15 protein-coding genes and 1 pseudogene are annotated in these 19,096 nt (G+C 35.1%); 9 read left to right on the forward strand and 7 right to left on the reverse strand.

What is annotated here, in order from left to right; translation table 11 throughout:
* The first annotated feature begins 113 nt into the window (after positions 1–113).
* Positions 114–821 carry an outer membrane beta-barrel protein gene (locus tag C6H08_RS06110; protein ID WP_104686137.1) on the forward strand — a complete coding sequence of 236 codons (708 nt, stop codon included), beginning with the start codon at positions 114–116 and terminating at the stop codon, positions 819–821.
* Positions 822–1,084: 263 nt separating this feature from the next.
* On the opposite strand, the gene C6H08_RS06115 is transcribed toward C6H08_RS06110, so the two are convergent.
* A complete protein-coding gene (locus C6H08_RS06115) occupies positions 1,085–2,740 on the reverse strand; it encodes a methyl-accepting chemotaxis protein (protein ID WP_034563933.1) in 1,656 nt (551 codons plus the stop codon).
* A 976-nt stretch (positions 2,741–3,716) separates the two neighbouring features.
* Between C6H08_RS06115 and panC the strand changes: the two genes are divergently transcribed.
* The 3 genes from panC to C6H08_RS06130 all read left to right on the forward strand — a co-directional run bounded on the left by panC (position 3,717) and on the right by C6H08_RS06130 (position 6,843).
* Complete coding sequence (gene panC / locus C6H08_RS06120; protein WP_034579990.1) at positions 3,717–4,502, forward strand: pantoate--beta-alanine ligase; 786 nt, start codon at positions 3,717–3,719, stop codon at positions 4,500–4,502.
* Positions 4,503–4,561: 59 nt separating this feature from the next.
* Positions 4,562–5,839 (forward strand): hypothetical protein, encoded by a 1,278-nt coding sequence (locus C6H08_RS06125; protein ID WP_034579641.1) that lies wholly within the window; start codon positions 4,562–4,564, stop codon positions 5,837–5,839.
* A 149-nt stretch (positions 5,840–5,988) separates the two neighbouring features.
* Positions 5,989–6,843, forward strand: a complete 855-nt coding sequence (locus C6H08_RS06130; protein WP_034563936.1) for a transporter substrate-binding domain-containing protein — start codon at positions 5,989–5,991, stop codon at positions 6,841–6,843.
* 280 nt (positions 6,844–7,123) lie between these two features.
* Here the strand turns inward: C6H08_RS06130 and C6H08_RS06135 are convergent, their stop codons facing one another.
* Entirely contained in the window at positions 7,124–7,870 is a 747-nt protein-coding gene (locus C6H08_RS06135) for an NYN domain-containing protein (protein WP_034563938.1), read from the reverse strand.
* 217 nt (positions 7,871–8,087) lie between these two features.
* Between C6H08_RS06135 and C6H08_RS06140 the strand changes: the two genes are divergently transcribed.
* From C6H08_RS06140 to hypD, 4 genes are all read left to right on the forward strand, one after another.
* Positions 8,088–9,257, forward strand: coding sequence for a DHH family phosphoesterase (locus C6H08_RS06140; RefSeq protein WP_034563940.1), 1,170 nt, complete (start codon positions 8,088–8,090; stop codon positions 9,255–9,257).
* Positions 9,258–9,611: 354 nt separating this feature from the next.
* Complete coding sequence (locus C6H08_RS06145; protein WP_104686138.1) at positions 9,612–11,162, forward strand: flagellin A; 1,551 nt, start codon at positions 9,612–9,614, stop codon at positions 11,160–11,162.
* 325 nt (positions 11,163–11,487) lie between these two features.
* Positions 11,488–12,345, forward strand: a complete 858-nt coding sequence (locus tag C6H08_RS06150; RefSeq protein ID WP_080732142.1) for a cheVAW transcriptional regulator CheP — start codon at positions 11,488–11,490, stop codon at positions 12,343–12,345.
* A gap of 313 nt (positions 12,346–12,658) precedes the next feature.
* Positions 12,659–13,765 (forward strand): hydrogenase formation protein HypD, encoded by a 1,107-nt coding sequence (gene hypD / locus C6H08_RS06160; protein WP_034562684.1) that lies wholly within the window; start codon positions 12,659–12,661, stop codon positions 13,763–13,765.
* Positions 13,766–14,186: 421 nt separating this feature from the next.
* Here the strand turns inward: hypD and C6H08_RS06165 are convergent, their stop codons facing one another.
* From C6H08_RS06165 to thyX, 5 genes and pseudogenes are all read right to left on the reverse strand, one after another.
* A complete protein-coding gene (locus C6H08_RS06165) occupies positions 14,187–14,426 on the reverse strand; it encodes a hypothetical protein (protein ID WP_034580478.1) in 240 nt (79 codons plus the stop codon).
* Between the two features lie 53 nt (positions 14,427–14,479).
* Positions 14,480–14,829 (reverse strand): annotated as a pseudogene (locus C6H08_RS06170) (TM2 domain-containing protein).
* A 499-nt stretch (positions 14,830–15,328) separates the two neighbouring features.
* Positions 15,329–16,138, reverse strand: coding sequence for an outer membrane beta-barrel protein (locus C6H08_RS06175; RefSeq protein ID WP_034564403.1), 810 nt, complete (start codon positions 16,136–16,138; stop codon positions 15,329–15,331).
* The gene (locus C6H08_RS06180) at positions 16,119–17,720 is read right to left on the reverse strand and encodes a GspE/PulE family protein (RefSeq protein ID WP_034580476.1); all 1,602 of its coding nucleotides are present in this window, start codon (positions 17,718–17,720) and stop codon (positions 16,119–16,121) included. The genes C6H08_RS06175 and C6H08_RS06180 overlap by 20 nt, the downstream gene beginning before the upstream one ends.
* Before the next feature lie 23 nt (positions 17,721–17,743).
* Positions 17,744–18,448, reverse strand: a complete 705-nt coding sequence (thyX, locus tag C6H08_RS06185) for an FAD-dependent thymidylate synthase (RefSeq protein ID WP_052092644.1) — start codon at positions 18,446–18,448, stop codon at positions 17,744–17,746.
* 232 nt (positions 18,449–18,680) lie between these two features.
* Here thyX and C6H08_RS06190 point away from each other — a divergent pair, with 232 nt between their 5' ends.
* Complete coding sequence (locus C6H08_RS06190; protein WP_034562678.1) at positions 18,681–19,082, forward strand: hypothetical protein; 402 nt, start codon at positions 18,681–18,683, stop codon at positions 19,080–19,082.
* Positions 19,083–19,096: the final 14 nt, after the last annotated feature.

Raw genomic sequence — 19,096 nt, forward strand, 5'->3', positions numbered from 1 at the left:
AATCGTTTTTTTTTTTTTGTAGTTTGCGATTTGTTTGTTTTTATTAAAATTTTAAATCCTTTGAGCTTTTTATAAAGTTAAAGGAAAATTTAAATTATTTTAAAGGATAAATAATGAGAAAAACTCTTAGCATAATGGCTGTAAGCACATTGCTTACAATAGGGCTTGGCAATACTGCCTTAGCAGATGATGGCGGAGAGAAAAGCGGTCTATTTGTAGGTGTGCATGGTGGTGTTTCACTTTTTGGTGTGGGAATATATAATGAAACAGGTAAAAAAGCAACCGACAGGGAATTAAAGGATAATTTTGGTGTAAATGCCTCAACTGCTTCATTTCATGTTGGTCTAAAAGCTGGTTATCAATACTTCTTTATGTCAATAGTTGGTGCGAGGGGTTATCTTGGTTATGATTTTAATGGTAGTAGAGTGTTTATAAAAGGCTCAAAATTTGTAGCGGGAATGAAAGACATTAATATGTCATTCCACAATATTACATTAAACGCTGATGTAATGGTGAATTTCCTAAATACAGATAGCTTCACGCTTGGTGCGTATGTAGGCTTTGGACTTGGCTATGGTATCACTGGTATTACGGGTCCAAAGGCAACGATTGATATGGTTCTTGGCGATAAGAACTACAATGGATTCAATATCCCTATCAATGTAGGTATTGCAGCGACTTTTGCAGGTTCTCATAAAGTAGAAATCGGTGCAAAAATCCAAGCTCTATCAGCTGGATATAGCTCAAAGACTAAGAATGATAAAAGCGAAATATTAATGAATACACATGTGATTAATGTAGGCTATTCCTACATTTTCTAATGTTTTATTAGATTGTTTTTACATAATCTAGTGTTTTTATTAGGATATTTCTATATCCTTTAATGTTTTTATAGGGCTATTCTTACATTGCCCAGTGTTTTAAGGGCATAAGCCCTTTTGTTTCAACCTATTTGTTCAGTCTTACAACCTTACATTATTAAAATTCCATTCCCACTTTTAAAGTGGAAATCTTTTGTATTTCATAGATATATTCTAGATCCCCCTACTTAACCAACTCTCACAACACAAATAACCATAAACAACTATATCTTAAAATATTGCATGTGTTGTTTTAAGCCATCAGAGATTTGTTCTAGCTTATGAATGGTTTCATTTGTATTTTGCAAGGATTGCCCTGTGCTTACTGATAGATTTGAGATATTTTGCATATCTTTAGCGATACTCTCCATTGTGACTTCTTGTTGGCTTGATAAATGTGCGACTTCTTGGGCTTTTGTGAGAGAATCTTGGGCTTGTTCTTGTATTTGACTAAGCAGTGAAACAGAATTTGAGATAAGCTCTTGTCCCTTTTCAATCTGTGGCACGATGACTTCAATAGATTCTACTGAAGTTTCAATGCCTTGCTGGATTGATTGGATAATCTTTGCAATCTCATTTGTGCTACCTGCCGTGCGTTCGGCAAGCCGCCTTACCTCATCGGCTACGACTGCAAAGCCCCTGCCATGCTCCCCTGCTCTTGCTGCCTCAATGGCTGCATTTAGGGCTAATAGATTAGTCTGATCTGCAATTTCTGCGATAAGATTAGCGCTATTGCTAATCTCAAGTGATTGCTGTTGTAAGCCTCGCATATTATTTGTTGAATCATTAATAAGCATAGTCATCTTGCCTATCTCTTCTGCGGTTGTATTCACCACTTTTACGCCCTCTAGGGATAGCTCCACATTCTTTAATGCATTTTGTTCAGATAGCTTTGCCGCGTTAGAAATCTCTGAAATAGCTTCATTCATCTCATTAATCTTTGTAGCAATCACTGAAGAGCTTTGCGTTTGAATGGTAGAGGCTTGTTGTGCTTCATTTGAAGTTTGTGCGACTTTATGCGTTGCTTCATTGATTTGATTTGAAGATTCTATAACAGCTTGTATAACCTCTTTTAGTCGCCTTTGCATAGCCGCAATAGATGCAAGCATACTGCCCTCACCTTTAAAGGTTACACATTCTTGCAAATTACCATTTGCTATGCGAGATACCGCACGAGAAGCAGAATGTGGCTCACCACCAAGTGAGTTTAACAAGCTACGCATAATATATAAAGCAATCAATACGCCAAAAAGAATACTTGCCCCAACTAGCACAAATAATATTGCCTTAAAGGAATCTACTGCATCTCTTAGCTCTTTTGTAAGATTCTGATTCTTTGATTCTTCTAAATTAATAAATTCATTAATCCTTGCTAGCCATGTAACAAAATGCGGTGCAATCGCTTGTAATTCTTTCTCTGCCAACTCATTTTGCCCACGCTTTTTCATAGCGATAATATTATCAATCATAGGTAGAGTTACCATACGCGTTTGACGGATAGAAGCATAAATGCGACTCTCTTCACTATCAAACATATTTTTTGCTAAAAAGTCTTGCTCCATGCCATTTACGGCTTTCATATAAAAATCTTGCAATGCGTTTATATCTTTCTCAAGATTTAATAATGAAGTCATGTTATTACTATCTGTTAGCATAACATCTCTAATAGCAATAGACCTATCATGCACACTGCCGCGAAAATCTATGGCATGTCTTTGCTTTAGGGCATTAACATCATTGATTTGACGCAAACTTTTAATAATATGATCCACATTAATAAGACTAATAACTGCAATAATACATGTAAAAAGAAGTAGCACACCAAAGCCTATGCCAAGCATGACGCTAACACTCATTTTTTTCTTTTCGGTTATTTCCATGATTACCTCCCTAAACTTTTAAAACACTTTTGCTTTCTGCAAACTTTATAATATATCACATTAAAACTTAACCGCAATATTCTAGCATTTATAAATAAATTTTATAGCGTATAGACTAGATTCTATAAAGTTTTGGGGCTTTGAATGTAAGAATATATCGTTGTCTTGTGTTTTTCATATCCATTTATTCTAGATTCTATATCATTAAAGCTTTACTTGTTATAATAACGCTTTTAGAAACTTTAACAAATTGTCATATTGAGCGTAAGTAAATACTAGCATAGAATCTAAAAGGGATATTTCGTGCTTACGCACCTAATATGACAAGAATTTAGAAACTAAACCACGCAACAAAATCTTGCACTTTTTATCGTAGAATCCACAAAAGATTTGAATAAATCGCTACAATAGCATTTTATTTCTACAAGCGATAAAGGCAAATATTATGTTACAAAACCAACGAGATTGCGATTATAAAAACTACGACTATAAGGCATTTAAGCAACAACATAAAAATTGCATTATAGCAACGACAAAAGAGGAGCTACAAGAAGCCTTGCAAGTAAAGCAACAAGAATATATTGCTTTTTTACAAACAAATATTCAAACAGATAGCACGAAACGAGATTTAAATTACAATCACATAAATGACACAAAACACGCTCCATGCCATATGCAAACAAGCAACACAGAAAAAGCTTTACACGACACACAAGCAGATGAAGCAAAACAAGTTGTAAGTTACAATCAAGTAGATGAAACACAACAAGCCCCGTACAATAATCACATAAAAAACACCAAACAAACTTTGCAAGACAATCACACAGAAGACACAAAGCAACTATTACATTACAGCCAAACAGACAATACAAAACGAGTTTTAAATCATAATCAAACAACCAAACCAAACCAAACTATATGTATCCAAACGGGCATGAGTCATGCAAAATTGCATAATGAAAATATAGATTCTAATATGCATTTCACTTCGCTTGATATTGGTTTCACGCCGACTATGGGGGCTTTACATAACGGACATAAAAGCCTTATAGAATCTAATGTCGCACAAAATCACATAGCCGTTGTATCTATCTTTGTGAATCCAACGCAGTTTAGCCCAACAGAAGATTTATCCACTTATCCACGCACACTTGAGAGAGATATTGAAATGTGTAGGGAAGTAGGCGTTGATATTGTGTTTACGCCAACGAGTGAGATTCTATACACAGATGATGATGAAATAACAATAGAGCCGCCCAAAAAGATGGGCTGCATTCTTGAGGGATACTATCGCCCAACACATTTTAGGGGGGTATTGCAAGTTGTGCTAAAGCTTTTTAATCTCATTTCGCCTACAAGGGCATACTTTGGGCAAAAAGACGCACAGCAGCTACTCATCATAAAAAAAATGGTGCAACATTTATGCCTACCGATAGAAATCATAGGTATGCCAATAGTGCGTGATTATGACAATCTAGCCTTAAGCTCAAGGAATGTATATTTAAGTGAGAGTGAGAGACAACTAGCCCTTGCGATTCCCAAAACAATATTTCATTTACAAGACCTCATCACACAGCAAAATATACGAGATATTGCGATACTAAAACAAGAAGCAGAAAAGATTCTAGGGAATCTAAACATAGATTATATGGATTTTTACAATCATGATTTAACTTTTGCTACAAAAGCACAAAATTGCATTTTTTTACTTGTAGTTCGCATTGGAAAGATACGATTGCTTGATAATCTTTGGATAGAATAGCGGATTTATTTTCACTTTTAGATTCTATGCAACCTAGATTCTATGCAACAAGGAATGTTATGCGTATTTTTATTTTATTTTTTTTAACGATTGCTTTAGCTTTTGGGCAGTATAAAACACTTGATTCTGCCCTGCTTAATGGCACAAAGCAAGTAGATATTGTGTTATATGGGAATTTTATGTCAAGTGGTGGCGGTGGATATTATACAAATAATCTTTATGGCTCAAGTAGATTCTTAGGCAATACAGGCTTACTTAATGCTTCCGTTGGACTTGGCTATACGACTGGTTTTTATTACAATCTGCGTGCAGCAATATCTTTTCGTGCCGCTCAAGGCTTACTAAATTATAACGATGGAGTGAAAAAATACTTCTATAACAATACAGGTAATGAAGTCTTAGGTGGTAGCAGTGTGGCATTGGGGGAATCTTTTATAGAATATTTTGATGGTGATACAGCGATTAAAGCGGGGAGATTTCAGCCTATTAGCCCATGGATTAATCACTTAATTGATGGGATCTGGGTAAGAAATGGGAGTGTGAGAAATCTTGTGATTGAGGCAATATGGGCGTATAATTTTGGTCGTGTAAGCTATTATGAAATGACACGATTTATGCCCCTTGATAAAACAGGCTGGTTTAATCTTGGGTTAAAATACTACTTTAATGGTGATCAAAAAGATATAAAAAATAGTGCATATATGAGTGGTTTTACCACCTTTATACCAAGTGTATTTGCGACTGCGGGCATAAGAGGGCATTTTGCCACAAGATTTAATGGTGGCAATGTGTGGTGGTTTGGTGCTGACTTGGGTTTTGCTGGGAGTTTTGAAGATCATAAAAGTCTCAAGTCTTTTCATAATAACACATTCCTTTTTGATTCTAAAGTTACCATTGGATATAAAAATATTGATGCGATGATTGGCTATGTTGCAAGTGGTAACGCAGGAATGGGTAGTCTTGGAATCTTGGGTGTGGGTAATGGCACACAAGCAGATATATCAAACACTTTTTATACAAATATTCAGCCCTTTTTTGTATGGGGTGGTCGTGCCATTAAAATGGGAAATAACGCACATTTAATCTATGCGGCAACAAGGCTTGGTTTGCTTGATAATAAGCTCAATATGTATTTTGCCTATGGTGCGACTTTCTTTAATGGCTCAAATTATTATGGTGGTAATAGAAAAAATCTTACACAAAGTGAGTTTAACGCCATGCTTGAGTTTGGTATCACACAAACTCTAAGTGCTATCACGCATATAAGCAGCACGCATTTTAGCAGGGGTGTGCCAAGCACATTTGAGATTAATGGCGGATTGCGATTTATGTTCTAACTATATTGTAAATAAACTCTAAAATATGAAGGTTTTATATACTTATATACAAGATTCTATAACAATGCAATATTTTTATAATTTTGTTGCATATAAGGCAAGAATATGCTACACTTGCAACTTTATTTTATATTAGAAAGGGAGCAGTAATGGCTTTTAATTTTAAAGGGATTTTTCGTTCTAGTGCGGCATTAGTTTTAGGTGGTGCGATTATGCTTGGACTACTTGCATGTGGTGATTCTAAGCAAGAAGAGACAAAAAAGCAAGAGAGTGCCATTGAGACAATCAAAAATAATGGCAAGATTCGTGTCGGTGTATTCAGTGATAAACCACCATTTGGATATTATGAAAATAATGAATACAAAGGTTTTGATGTCTATGTCGCAAAGCGTTTTGCAAAAGATTTGCTAGGCGATGAGAATAAGATTGAATTTGTGCCTGTTGAAGCGGCAGCTAGGGCTAGTGCCTTAAAAGCAAATAAAGTAGATATTATCATGGCAAACTTCACAAAAACACCAGAGCGAGAAAAGCAAGTAGATTTTGCAAAGCCTTATATGAAAGTAACGCTAGGTGTGGTTAGCAAAGATGGTGCTATCACAAGTGAAGAGCAATTACAAGGTAAAACTTTGATAGTCAATAAAGGCACAACCGCAGACATTTATTTCAGTAAGCAAAGTGGCATAAACTTACTTAAATTCGAGCAGAATACAGAGACTTTCCAAGCATTCCAGCAAGGAAAAGGCGATGCACTTTCTCATGATTCTACAATGCTTTATGCGTGGGTAAGGCATAATCCAGACTATAAAGTGGGAATCCAATCTATCGGTGAGCAAGATGTAATCGCCCCAGCAGTTAAACAAGGTAATAAAGAATTGCTAGATTGGCTTAATGCTGAAATTGATACTTTACAAAAAGAAGGCTTTTTTAAAGAAGCTTATGATGCAACTTTAGCAAGTGAATTTGGCAGTGAAATCACGGCTGATATGGTTATCTTTGCAGAGTAATTTTAGGTCTTAGAATTTTAATGTTCGCTAGAGATTCTAAGGGTATCTAGTATCGTTGTGGGTTACACACCACCAATAAAACTACTTCTCACAATATTCTAAAAAAGTTTATAATATTTGTCTCACTCTAAAAGATTCTTAGGTATTCATGCAATGCAATAAAGGTAAGCAACTTATTTGCTGCAACCTTTTATCTATAACTCCCCAACTATTAGAATCTTTACTAGCTTATATCAAAATTTAACCCCAACAAACTCTCGTGTTTTAAATCTTTTAACTCTTAGTTTTTAATACACACAATAAGAGTGCTGTTATTTTTACCGGTAAGCTCGTAATGTAGATTTGAGGAGTATCTATCAAAAATATCTGCCCATTTTTTTGCCCTAAAGATTCCTTGTAGCGTGTAGGTGCTATCTTGCCGTGCTAAATACCTTGCAAGTTTAGCGACTTGACAGAATCCTTGTTTATCCTGCAAAGATTGAATGGCATTTTCTAAAATCACTAATTCTTTAGGTTTTGGTGGTATAGCACTTTTTGTAGATATTTGTTTGCTATTAGTAGTGGGGGTTTTATTTGTGGCGGATTTATTGGTAGTTGCTTGGTTATTATTCGTTATTTTGCTTTGTAAGTAGATAAAATGCGTATAGGCATTTTGCAACGATTCTGGCGTTTTCATCTCGCCAAAACCAATTGAAATCTTACCTTTTGCCTGAATCTCTAGGGCTATATCTCTAAAATCACTATCGCTTGAGACGATACAGATATGCTCTATATTGCTTTCATACAGAATCTTATAGGCACTTGCTTGGATTTTTAAATCACTTGTATTTTTAAAACTTTTATGTCGAAAAACCTGAATGGGTATCATACCATATTCTTCAACCACTTGTTGTGTCCAATCGCTTTGCCTACTCCAATCCTTAAAGGCATACTTAAGGACTACTTTACCAAATCGCTTTAATCTTTGAAGGATAAAGGGAATATGCGTAGATGACACATTTTCACAATCAAATAAGATAGCTATCATAATTGTATTACTCCATGTTATAGTGTGAGAATCTACTTGTTGTTACTATGATTCTATTCACAATGATACATGAAATTTTGCCTAATATTTGTTAAAATCTTTGAATGAGCACATATAAATGAACTTTTACTTAACGCTTATTTTCGTTTGCAATAGTAAGCTTTTTTGCTATAATTTCACGGATTGATTAAATATATTTTCTACAAAAAGAGCTATTATGAAAGTTTATCATTTATCACATATTGATTTAGATGGCTATGGCTGTCAGTTTGTTTCGCGTGAATTTTTCAAAGACATTACATTCTATAATGCAAACTATGGCAGAGAAGTCATGGTGAGATTACAAGCTATTTTGCGTGATATAGAATCTCACAAGGCACAAACAGAAAGTGTAAGCATGTTATTTGGCAAACCAGTAAAAGTTGAGCGAGAAAAAAGTAGCACCCCGCAAAAAGAGCAGTTTATAATCCTTATCACAGATTTAAATCTTACGCTAAATGAATCAAAATTTCTAAGTGAGCAAGTAAGAGAGCTAAAAATGGCACAAGTAGATGTTGAGATTGTGCTGCTAGACCATCATGCTACAGGCGAAGAGAGTGCAAATCTGTATAGCTGGTATTATCTTGATATTAATCGCTGTGCGACAAAGATTACTTATGAATATTTGCTAGATCGCTTTGGCTTAGATACTTCTGTGCAGCAGTGGCTAAAGCCTATCGTTGAGATGATTAACTCTGTGGATATATGGCTTGAAGATGGCTTTGGCTTTGAGTTTGGCAAAGTGGCTATGAGTCTTATTGCATCAAGTAATGAGTTTAATCGCTTTATGTTTGATGATGAAAATAGAAATTATAAGCTTAAATTGCTAGATTTTGCGCGTAACTTTTTCATTGAATATAGCACAGAAAAAAGCGGCGGTTTGATTGATGGAAAAGCCTTTGATGAGGTGGGCTTTGATAATGCACTATTTTTTATCAAAAAAGAAGTGCTAGGCGGAAATAAGGATAGTGAGACAATGGATAATATCATCTCACGCGCACAAGTCAAACTGCTTGAGACAAAGAAAGAGCAATGCAAGGTGTATTTTGAAGATAAGGTTGGCTTTCTAAGCTATGGCATGGGTGGCATTTCTGTTGTGGCAAATAAGTTTTTGCAAGAGAATGAAGAGTTTGATTTTTACATGGATGTAAGCAATAGGGGTAATGTGAGTTTGCGATCAAATGGGAATTGCGATGTAAGTGCATTAAGTCAAATGTGCTTTAATGGCGGCGGACATAAGAATGCAAGTGGTGGTCGTATCGATAGCTTTAGAGAGAGCTTTATATATGATGATATTAAAACGCAAGTGCAAGGACATTTGCAAATGAAAGATGAGTGGGAATTGTAGGGGTATTGTATTTTAATGATGGGGCTTTTAGAGAATAGCTACCAATACACTGGAACTATTAATTCATAAACTAAATTCAAACCAATAAGGCTGCAATCATATTTTACCCCTTTCTTAAAATAGCTATACATCTGCATTTTTCATGCTTTCTAAATCCTTGCAAAAAATTATTTCACAATTAAAGTCCTTATTTACATATCTCAGAAACTCGCTATTTATGGGCTAAATCTTGGATTATGCGTAAGTCAAACATGCAATTTTTAAAAAACACTCAACAAAAAAATAAAAAATGCCGATTTAGTTTGCAACAAGACAAGAAAGACCTAAAGACATCTAACATTTAAGGAGCATAAGATGGCTTTTCAAGTAAATACTAACATAAATGCGTTAAACGCACATGTTAATACAGTTGTTACCCAAAGAGGTTTGAAAGATTCTTTGGAAAAGTTAAGTTCAGGTTTGAGAATCAACAAGGCAGCAGATGATGCTTCTGGTATGATTATCGCAGATAGTTTGCGTAGTCAAGCAAGTGCATTGGGACAAGCAATTAGCAACACAAATGATGCTATGGGGATTATCCAAATTGCTGATAAAGCGATGGACGAGCAGCTTAAAATTCTTGACACTGTGAAAGTGAAAGCTACACAAGCGGCACAAGATGGACAAACTACTGAATCAAGAAGAGCGATTCAATCAGACATTACAAGACTTATCCAAGGTCTTGATATGATTGGAAATACTACTTCCTTCAATGGTCAGAAGTTACTATCTGGTGCTTTTACAAACAAAGAATTCCAAGTTGGTGCTTATTCAAATGAATCTATTAAAGCTTCAATTGGTGCAACAACAAGTGATAAAATCGGGCAAGTAAGAGTTGCAACAGGTGGGCTAATTACAGCAGCAAACACAGTTAAGCTTACATTTAAAAATGTAGATGGTGTGAATGATGTGTCATTGCAGTCTGTTAAAATCTCTACAAGCGTTGGCACAGGTATTGGTGTGTTAGCTGACGTTATCAATAAGAACTCTGATAAAACAGGTATTAGAGCAGTTGCAAATGTTATCTCAACTTCTGATGCTATGGTAAAGTCTGGGACAATGTCAAAGGTTATCATTAATGGTATTACAATCGGTGATATTAATGACATTAAAGCTGGGGACTCTGATGGTCGTTTGGTGCAAGCATTCAACGCGGTAACAAACCAAACAGGTGTTGAAGCCTACACAGATGAGAGAGGGCGACTAAACTTGCGAAGTGTTGATGGTCGTGGTATTAAAATCTCTATGGGTGCGAATGAAAAAGGGCAAGATGGTAAAGTCCCACCTACCTCAATTACCTCTATGAATGGCGGTCAAAAGCTTGAAGGCAAAGGTTCTGAAAACTATGGACGATTATCTTTGACACGACTTGATGCAAGGGATATTGTGGTAATGTCTGCTGCTGATGCAAAAGGACTTTATAAGGCGATTGGCTTTGATAACCAGCAGGTTGCTAAAACTGTTGTGAATTTGCGTGATACTATGGGTGAGTTTAACAAGGATGTTAAATCAGCAGCTGGTGCAAACTTTAACTCTGTTGTTGCGAGTGGTGGTGCAGCCCTTGGTGCTGGTGTTATGACTTTAAGAGGTGCGATGGTTGTTATGGATATTGCTGAATCTGCGACTAAGATTCTAGATAGAATCCGTGCGGATTTAGGTTCTGTTCAAGGGCAAATGATTTCAACCGTGAATAACATTTCTGTAACACAAGTAAATGTTAAAGCGGCTGAAAGTCAAATTAGAGAAGTGGATTTCGCTCAAGAATCTGCAAACTTTAATAAGCTTAATATCTTAGCTCAATCTGGTAGCTATGCGATGAGTCAAGCAAACGCTGTGCAACAACATGTTATCCGCTTGCTTCAATAGTAGCTATTAGGGCTTGGCTTAAGCCTGCTTAACTTTTACTTTGTCTCCTTATAAGTTACCCTTTTTAAAAGGGTAATGCTATACCCACAAATATGGAAACGAAGTAACATTTTTGTTCCGCTAAAAACCATCATTTACTCAAAAAATACTACAAGCTATACAATATAAGATTGTTAAAAATGCCTAAAATACGAATGCTTATGCTATGCGATTTGGGAAAAATGAATTTTCTAAAAAAATAGGTCTAAACACTTTGATATAAATAAATTATGCTATAATATTAGGCTAAAAGTTTATGGGATTTTAGAATCATAAGGAACTTATCATGATGAATGAACTACTAAGCAAGACTATCGAAAACTTGCCGCCATTGCCAGAAACCGTGGTGAAATTGCGTAACTATATCGACAAGTCTGGCTCTGATGTGCGTGTGCAAGAAGTGGTTAATATCATTTCACAAGACCCTCTTTTGACTGCTGATTTATTGCGTTTGGCAAACTCCCCTTATTATGGATTCTCACGCGAAATCTCTACAATCAATCAAGTAGTTGCACTTTTAGGTGTAACAAATATAAAAAATATTGCCATTGCTAATTCATTAAAAGGTAAGCTAACGATTAATGTCGCCCCTTATGGTTTGGATACACAGACATTTTTACGCAATTCTAGCGAAGAGGCAAATTTTGTTACCGAATGGCTAGGCGATGAAGATAAGAAATTAGCACAGGAGCTTGTCCCCTGCGTTATGCTTTTGCGTCTTGGTATGATTCTATTTTCAAGTATGCTTATACAACAAAAAAAAGATAAAGAGTTTTTAGAACTCATCAAACAAAATAATTATCAAAATATTTCATTTGTAGAAAACGAGTTTTTTGGCACTGATCATTTATCATTTTCAGGTTTTCTTTTCAATCATTGGAAATTTGATGAAGACTTGATTGAAAGTCTTGCCTATATTACCGCACCACATGCAGCTTCCGATCATGTTAAGAAAAACTCTTATGCACTTGCTATTGCAAATAGAATCTTTGAGCCATATCAAGGTGGTAGCCCATATAATGTGCATGAAGCAGTCGCTTTAATACAAGAGGCAGCATCACAAGGTATTAAATTTGACCTTGATAATTTTAAAAGCAAACTACCACATGAAGCAAAAATCAATTTAAGTGTCGCCGTGTATTAATCCCCACTTTTTAGCGGTTTTACCGCATAAGATTCTATATTCCTAACCAAATTTGGGTGGGTTGCGGGGTTTAGGGTGCAATTTATAGAGTCTAGATTCTAATATTTGTCATGTTGAGCGTAGCGAAACATCTAAAGACTTGGAAATGATAAAAGAGTCTAAACAAGATTCTAATATAGAATCTAGAAAAGATATTTCGTGTTTGCGCACTCAAAATGACAAGAATCTAGATCCATAACAAATTATCATACTGAGGCATTAGCCGAAGTATCTAACACAGAATCTAATTCTATTCCTATTTACAAGGTTTATCATGCAAGATTTTATTAATCCTTATAGAGATACAAAACATATACAAGCATTAAGCAGTAAAATTAATAAGATTTCATCAAACCTGCAAGACAAACTCTACATTATGGAAGTTTGTGGCGGACATACACATACACTTATGAAATACGGCTTAAAAAGCCTTTTAGATTCTACAAACATTTCTTTCATACATGGACCGGGCTGCCCTGTGTGTATCATGCCAAAATCACGCATTTCACAAGCCTACACACTCGCCATGATGCCTGATGTCATCTTACTCACATTAGGCGATATGATTAAAGTGCCGGGGGCTTCTGGCTCTTTAGCTGATGCGCGTGCAAGGGGTGCTGATGTGAGGTTTGTGTATTCCCCATTTGATTGCCTAGCAATTGCAAAAGAAAATCCAAATAAAAAAATCGTGTATTTTGCCATAGGTTTTGAAACGACAACGCCAATGACTGCGGCATTACTCAATCGTGCTATCAGCATGGGATTAGAGAATCTCTTCTTGCATATCAACCATGTTTTAGTGCCTCCACCTGTGCGTGCTATCCTTGATGATAAAAGAGCAAAGGTAAATGCCCTTATCGCTCCATCTCATGTGAGTGTGATAAGTGGGTCTAAAATCTATGTGCCACTTGCAAATGATTATAAGATTCCAATCGTTGTAAGCGGTTTTGAGCCAGTGGATATGCTTGAGAGTATTTTGCATATTGTAGAGCAAAAACTCGCAGGAAAGCATGAAGTCTTTATGCAATATTCCCGTGCTGTAAGCATGGAGGGAAATCTTAAAGCTCAAGAGATGACAAATACTTATTTTGAAATTGCTCCAAGCTTTGTGTGGAGGGGGCTAGGGGCTATCCCTAACTCAAGTTTAAGATTAAAAAAAGAATATCAAAAGTTTGACGCAGAGATTCATTTTAATCTTGAAGAAGTGGAAGCTAAAGAGTCAAAGCATTGCCTTTGCGGTGAGATTCTAAAAGGACTTGCTATGCCAAAAGATTGCAAAGTTTTTGGTAAATCTTGCACGCCAACAAAACCTATGGGAAGCTGCATGGTAAGTAGCGAGGGTGCTTGTGCGGCGTATTATAAATATGGTGCGTTGCAGTGATTTTAATAAATAGAATCTTTGTATATTAAGAAGTCTTTTGTATCGCTTCCTTGCATATCAAAGTTCTTACTTAGAATCTTTTATAGCAGAGTTATTTAAAGAATCTTTGATACATAGATTCAAAGAATATGAAATAAATAAGGTTTCAAAAAGAAAACTTATCTCAAATCACACAATACAATACGGCATTCATAATGGCATGTAAATACAACTAAATCTATTATATGAAATACAAGAATAATATTGTGGCAAACATTGCCACAATATGCAAGAAGGAAGGGAAGAAGAGAGACTTATGCTGTGAAATTTATCTTGGTTCTAGTCATCAAGCAATTCTACATATATTTTCCCATCATCTGTATGTCTTGCTGTATAATGTGCGGTAACCTCTTTATTTCGACCCGTTGGCGTATGTGTTATTTTAGCCATCGCTTGACATGTAACTTGTTTTTTTTGTTTCATTTTTCTCATTTGTTGCAAAACCACTGAAGCTTACTTTCAAATCCTTACTTTCATTGCCAAATACCTGCTTAAATTGATTTTTAACTATCTGTTGCAAAAGGTCTTCAACTTGCTTATCATTACAATTTGGCATACTATTACCACAACCAACGATAAAAAATCCTGCTACACATAAACTCGCAATTTTATATAATTTCATACTATATCCTTTCAAATCAAAAAATTAAAATTAAACAAAAAACCTAACAAAAACTACACGCCAAGCTGCATAAGCATCATATTGAGCTTATTGAGATTATCTACTTTAATGCCTTTTGCACGAAAAATAAATCCGCTAACCACCAAATATAAAGTCCGCCAAGAGTGCATATTTTTGCTATACCCATACCTATATCACCCTTATAGAATCTATCTACACCAACTACACCACCAATTATGCCACATATTAATCCTGTCATAGGGGTTTTAAACTGGATTGTAGCTAGCATACTTGCCTTATCGTCAGGTAACTTTTCGAGCCGCTTTTGTATGCCAACAAGTGTGCCTTCAGGTAAGAGATTCACCCATGTAGCAGTAAGTGCCATAAGCTGACCTTGATCCATTGTTTCTCCTTACTTAAACTAAATTGAAAGTTGATTTTACAAAAAAAACGAGTCAAGCATTATTAAACATTTATTTACAATTATTATAAAACATAATAAAAATATGAAAAATTTTATGAAATAGAGTTGCTAAGAATGCAAAAATATGAAGTAAATATGCTGTGTAGAAATTCTCAAGCAATGGAGTGTAAAGCCTGATACCAAATAGACAACATAAAATCTTAAAAATACAGATTCTATTTTGTGTTGCAATGTAGCTAGAATAAAATATCTTTTTGGAATCCATATTGGATATATTCTGTTGCATTTTGCGTATTGCCCATAGAATCTTAGCCTGTCATGATTAAAAGTAAATTCACAGAAAGTGTAATAAATATAACCCTTAAATGCTAACGATTCTTAAAAGCCCAAGTATCACAATCTATAAGATTCAACATGTAAATACAATATAGCTTTATTGCATAGATTCAAACCTAAATCGTCCTTAAAAACTTAACACTTAAAACTTATAACTATACGCAATGTAGGGATTATAGTCTGCTACCAAGCCATCTTGCTCTACGCGCAGTGATGGAGTTGGTAGGAATTTTACGCCGATTTCTACCCTATGATGATGGGCGATTAATGCACTAAATCCACCTTGCACCATTACATTACCGCTTGCTTTAAAGTTGCTTACTTCTTGTGATGATGGCGTAATAATGGGCGTTTGCATATCAAAATAGATAAATGCACCAGCCCCGATACCAGCAAAAAATCCTAGCGTATTCTTATAATTTTTATCAATGAAAAAATCCACCATAATATCTAGCCCAAGACTTGCCATGAGAAAAGTGCCATTGTAAGCATTTGCATCTGTGCGTATGGGTGAAAGATTGTCATTTGTAAAATCTAGGGCGAAATATCCACGCATACCTATGTATTCATCAAGGTAGCTAATCACCCCACCTCTAACGCCCATTCCCATGCTAAATACATAAGAAGGTTTATTATTCAGCAATCTTTGAGTGGGTATCATATTGAGTGCGACCATGACATACATGCCATTTCTCTCTTTATTTGCTTGTTTGAGTAGTGAAAGCTGTTTTGGGCTTTTTTGTGGTAAGCTAGTCTTTCTTTGCACAGAAATATTTGTTTGTTGTTGGGCGGTGCTTAGTGGCTGTAGATAATTAGCGGTATTATCTTTTGGAAAAGCATTAAAATCATTAGCACAGCATATACTAAAACTAAGGCAATATAATAGCTTTTTTATAGAATCCATTCTCTTAACAACCTTATACAAACGCATTTTAAAGCAAACTTTCTTCATAGCTAATAATTCCATTTTTAAATAATTTTTCACTTTGTTTCTCTAGTGTCGGTATGCCTTGATAAAGAGATTCTATAAAAACTTCATTCTCAAGCATTGAAGTTTTAGAATCTAACTTTTTATGAATGCTAAAATCAAATACTTCTTGCAATAAGATTCTCTTCCCATAGCCCTGTCCATAGCACTCATGACAGCCTCGTGCGTGAAATCTCCCTTGTATTTCTTCCTTACATGCAGGACAGAGTGTTTGTATTAATCGTTGAGAGATTATAAGCTTTAGTGTGGTTTGCAAAATGTATTCCTTTGCACCAAGATCATATAATCTAGCAAGGCTACTTTTGCAATCACTTGAGTGGATACTAGCTATTACTAAATGCCCTGTTAAAGCCGCTCTCAAAGCAATATCTAATGTCGCATTATCGCGTATTTCGCCTATCATAATAATATCTGGGTCTTGACGCAATATGTATTTTAATGCCTTTGCAAAGTCAAGTGATAGCTCTTCATTGACTTGCGTTTGTGTTATACCTTGTATTTCTTGCTCGATGGGGTCTTCTATTGTTATAATCTTTTTTGTGCCATTGTGTAGGAATCTAAGGCAATTATAAAGCAGTGTGCTTTTGCCACTTCCTGTTGGACCGCTAATAAGGATAAGTCCGCTTTTTGTAAGCAAAGCTTTTTTTAGAATCTCTAGAATCTCTACTGATAATCCTAAAGTATCTAAGCTTTCAAATCGTCTATTTGCATGTGGGATACGCAATACAATGCTTTCACCTCGCAATGTCGGCATAAAAGATAATCGCACATCACAATCTCTCCTATCGTTTTTATAGATAAGATTCTCTAGCTTTAGATGTCCATCTTGTGGTAATCTCATTTCATTAATATCAAGTTTGCATAAAAGCTTTAGTTTCTGTGAGATTTTTGCAAATAATGTAGTATTTATATCCAAAAAATGCACCAAGATTCCATCAATGCGTAATAGGCAGAAGGCTTTAGAATCTTGCAAGAATAGATGAATGTCACTTGCTTGCATAGTAAGCCCAAAACTAACTAAAGATTCTACAAAATTGCTTTGCAATTCCTCTCTTTGACAATATTGTTGTAATTGCAAAGCAAGGCTTATTTCTTTTAAAAAGTCTTGTTTGCATAGATAAAAGATGAATTCTTCTTTATAGCTTTGTTGCAGTTTTTTTGTAAGTGTATCTCTATAACTCGCACTAAAAGGCTCATAAGGTAATACACCAAGTCTATATATAGAATCTGTGCTTTTATGCTTATCATAAAAAATTATATTTGGGAGATAGTTTTGCGGTATTTGCAAGGTTGCATGGATAATATGATAGCTACTTGATAATAGAGATAAATGTTTATCGCTCAAGTCTTTTTGCATAAGATAGGATTCAAAGTAGGGGTGAGATTCTATAAATTTAGAAAAGATTATTGCCTTTTGCGTGGTGAGTAATGTATAAAGAGATTCTAAAAAATCTTTTTTGGATTTAGAATCTAGTGTATTAAAATAGTCTTGTGATTGAATATAGGGATTAGTGTGTAAAGATTCTGTGATAAGAGATTGTGTCATAATGTTTGCCTATATTGCTTCTTTTAATTCTTATTTAGAGATTCCATAAATAAAGGGTCTTTACATAAACATTCTTCAAATAAATATTTGTGTTCTTCTGGCAGGGCTTTAAAAATGGTATAGGCTAACTCTCGAATCTCTTTTAATGCTGCCTTTGCGGTCCTTAGCTCTAAAAAGTTTTGCAAACTTCTAGCATTTATACTCCATGCTAATTCGCTCTTATAGCATTCAGGGATTAAATACTTTGCTATATCATTAGCAATGCCATCTTTTACCGCTAAACGCAGATTTTCTAAGGCTTTTATACTTTGGTCTTTTACTCTTTCATTGCTTGAAAGCATGATATATTTTTCTGCTCTTTTATAGTTTTCTTCACATAGGGGCAAAAAGCTTTCTTCTTTATTGAGTTCTTTTAGCGTATATCTTGTGCTTTTTACTGATAAGCTTGCTATTCTATGACGGGCTAATTCTTGCAAGCATGCCCTTGTTATACCTTTAATCTCAAAGTTATAATACAAATGCTCTAGCGTAGATTTATGCTTATTTACATTTCCTACACGATATATTAAGCCTTTATCAATATCGCCACCATTATCGCTTTTATTATGACTATCCCAACAAGTGCGTATAGCCCTGCTACAAACACTTAAAGGGGTAAAATGCAATAGCGTTACTTGTATGCTAGTTCGTGTGTGAATCTCTTTTGTTTCTAAACTCTCTTGTGCCATTACCACCCTCTTGTTGTCTTTTATCATGCTGTATTGATTATGTTTTAGAATATGATTTTAATGCGTTAAATTTTGTAAAAATCAGCGAAATTATAGCAAAAAATTGCCAAAAATAATGCGTTCATATTCTTGCTAGATTCTCATATTTGTGAGAAAAATTTCTAAAAGAAATTATTTTTTAAGTATAATCAAGCTTTTATATTCAAACTATATTTGGACTAGAGGGCTTTGTATGTATTCACACTTGTTTTATATCATCATGTGGGCAGTTTGCTTTGTGCTTGTTATACCTGTGCTTATTGTGGGCGTTATCTATGTATTTATGAGTAATAAGCCGCCAAAAAAAGTTGAAAATACAATGCAAATCATGTTTAATATCATAAAAGGCGCACAGACAAAAGCCGCATTTACCGCTTCACTAGAGCAATTTAAGGGCAAATATGGTGTGCTAACTGATGAAAAAAACTTTGACTTGTGGATTCAGTGTATTAAAGAATTAGCCAATTCAACACATTGGGATACAGACGCGATAGCAAAGTTTGGACAAGAATTAGAAGATAAAAATGCAGCACATGCAAAGAAAATAGCCGTAGCCATAGCCACAGTGCTTAAAACAAAAGATCAGAAAAAATAAGATTCTAAGAGTAG

The organism is Helicobacter bilis (assembly GCF_900198365.1).
Taxonomy (GTDB): Bacteria; Campylobacterota; Campylobacteria; order Campylobacterales; family Helicobacteraceae; genus Helicobacter_A; species Helicobacter_A bilis_B.

What these genes read in the sequence shown, in the direction of transcription:
- C6H08_RS06110 (WP_104686137.1), top strand. Translation starts at nt 114, where the DNA reads ATGAGAAAAACTCTTAGCATAATGGCTGTAAGCACATTGCTTACAATA.
- C6H08_RS06115 (WP_034563933.1), bottom strand. Translation starts at nt 2,740, where the DNA reads ATGGAAATAACCGAAAAGAAAAAAATGAGTGTTAGCGTCATGCTTGGC.
- panC (WP_034579990.1), top strand. Translation starts at nt 3,717, where the DNA reads ATGCATTTCACTTCGCTTGATATTGGTTTCACGCCGACTATGGGGGCT.
- C6H08_RS06125 (WP_034579641.1), top strand. Translation starts at nt 4,562, where the DNA reads ATGCGTATTTTTATTTTATTTTTTTTAACGATTGCTTTAGCTTTTGGG.
- C6H08_RS06130 (WP_034563936.1), top strand. Translation starts at nt 5,989, where the DNA reads ATGGCTTTTAATTTTAAAGGGATTTTTCGTTCTAGTGCGGCATTAGTT.
- C6H08_RS06135 (WP_034563938.1), bottom strand. Translation starts at nt 7,870, where the DNA reads ATGATAGCTATCTTATTTGATTGTGAAAATGTGTCATCTACGCATATT.
- C6H08_RS06140 (WP_034563940.1), top strand. Translation starts at nt 8,088, where the DNA reads ATGAAAGTTTATCATTTATCACATATTGATTTAGATGGCTATGGCTGT.
- C6H08_RS06145 (WP_104686138.1), top strand. Translation starts at nt 9,612, where the DNA reads ATGGCTTTTCAAGTAAATACTAACATAAATGCGTTAAACGCACATGTT.
- C6H08_RS06150 (WP_080732142.1), top strand. Translation starts at nt 11,488, where the DNA reads ATGATGAATGAACTACTAAGCAAGACTATCGAAAACTTGCCGCCATTG.
- hypD (WP_034562684.1), top strand. Translation starts at nt 12,659, where the DNA reads ATGCAAGATTTTATTAATCCTTATAGAGATACAAAACATATACAAGCA.
- C6H08_RS06165 (WP_034580478.1), bottom strand. Translation starts at nt 14,426, where the DNA reads ATGAAATTATATAAAATTGCGAGTTTATGTGTAGCAGGATTTTTTATC.
- C6H08_RS06175 (WP_034564403.1), bottom strand. Translation starts at nt 16,138, where the DNA reads ATGAAGAAAGTTTGCTTTAAAATGCGTTTGTATAAGGTTGTTAAGAGA.
- C6H08_RS06180 (WP_034580476.1), bottom strand. Translation starts at nt 17,720, where the DNA reads ATGACACAATCTCTTATCACAGAATCTTTACACACTAATCCCTATATT.
- thyX (WP_052092644.1), bottom strand. Translation starts at nt 18,448, where the DNA reads ATGGCACAAGAGAGTTTAGAAACAAAAGAGATTCACACACGAACTAGC.
- C6H08_RS06190 (WP_034562678.1), top strand. Translation starts at nt 18,681, where the DNA reads ATGTATTCACACTTGTTTTATATCATCATGTGGGCAGTTTGCTTTGTG.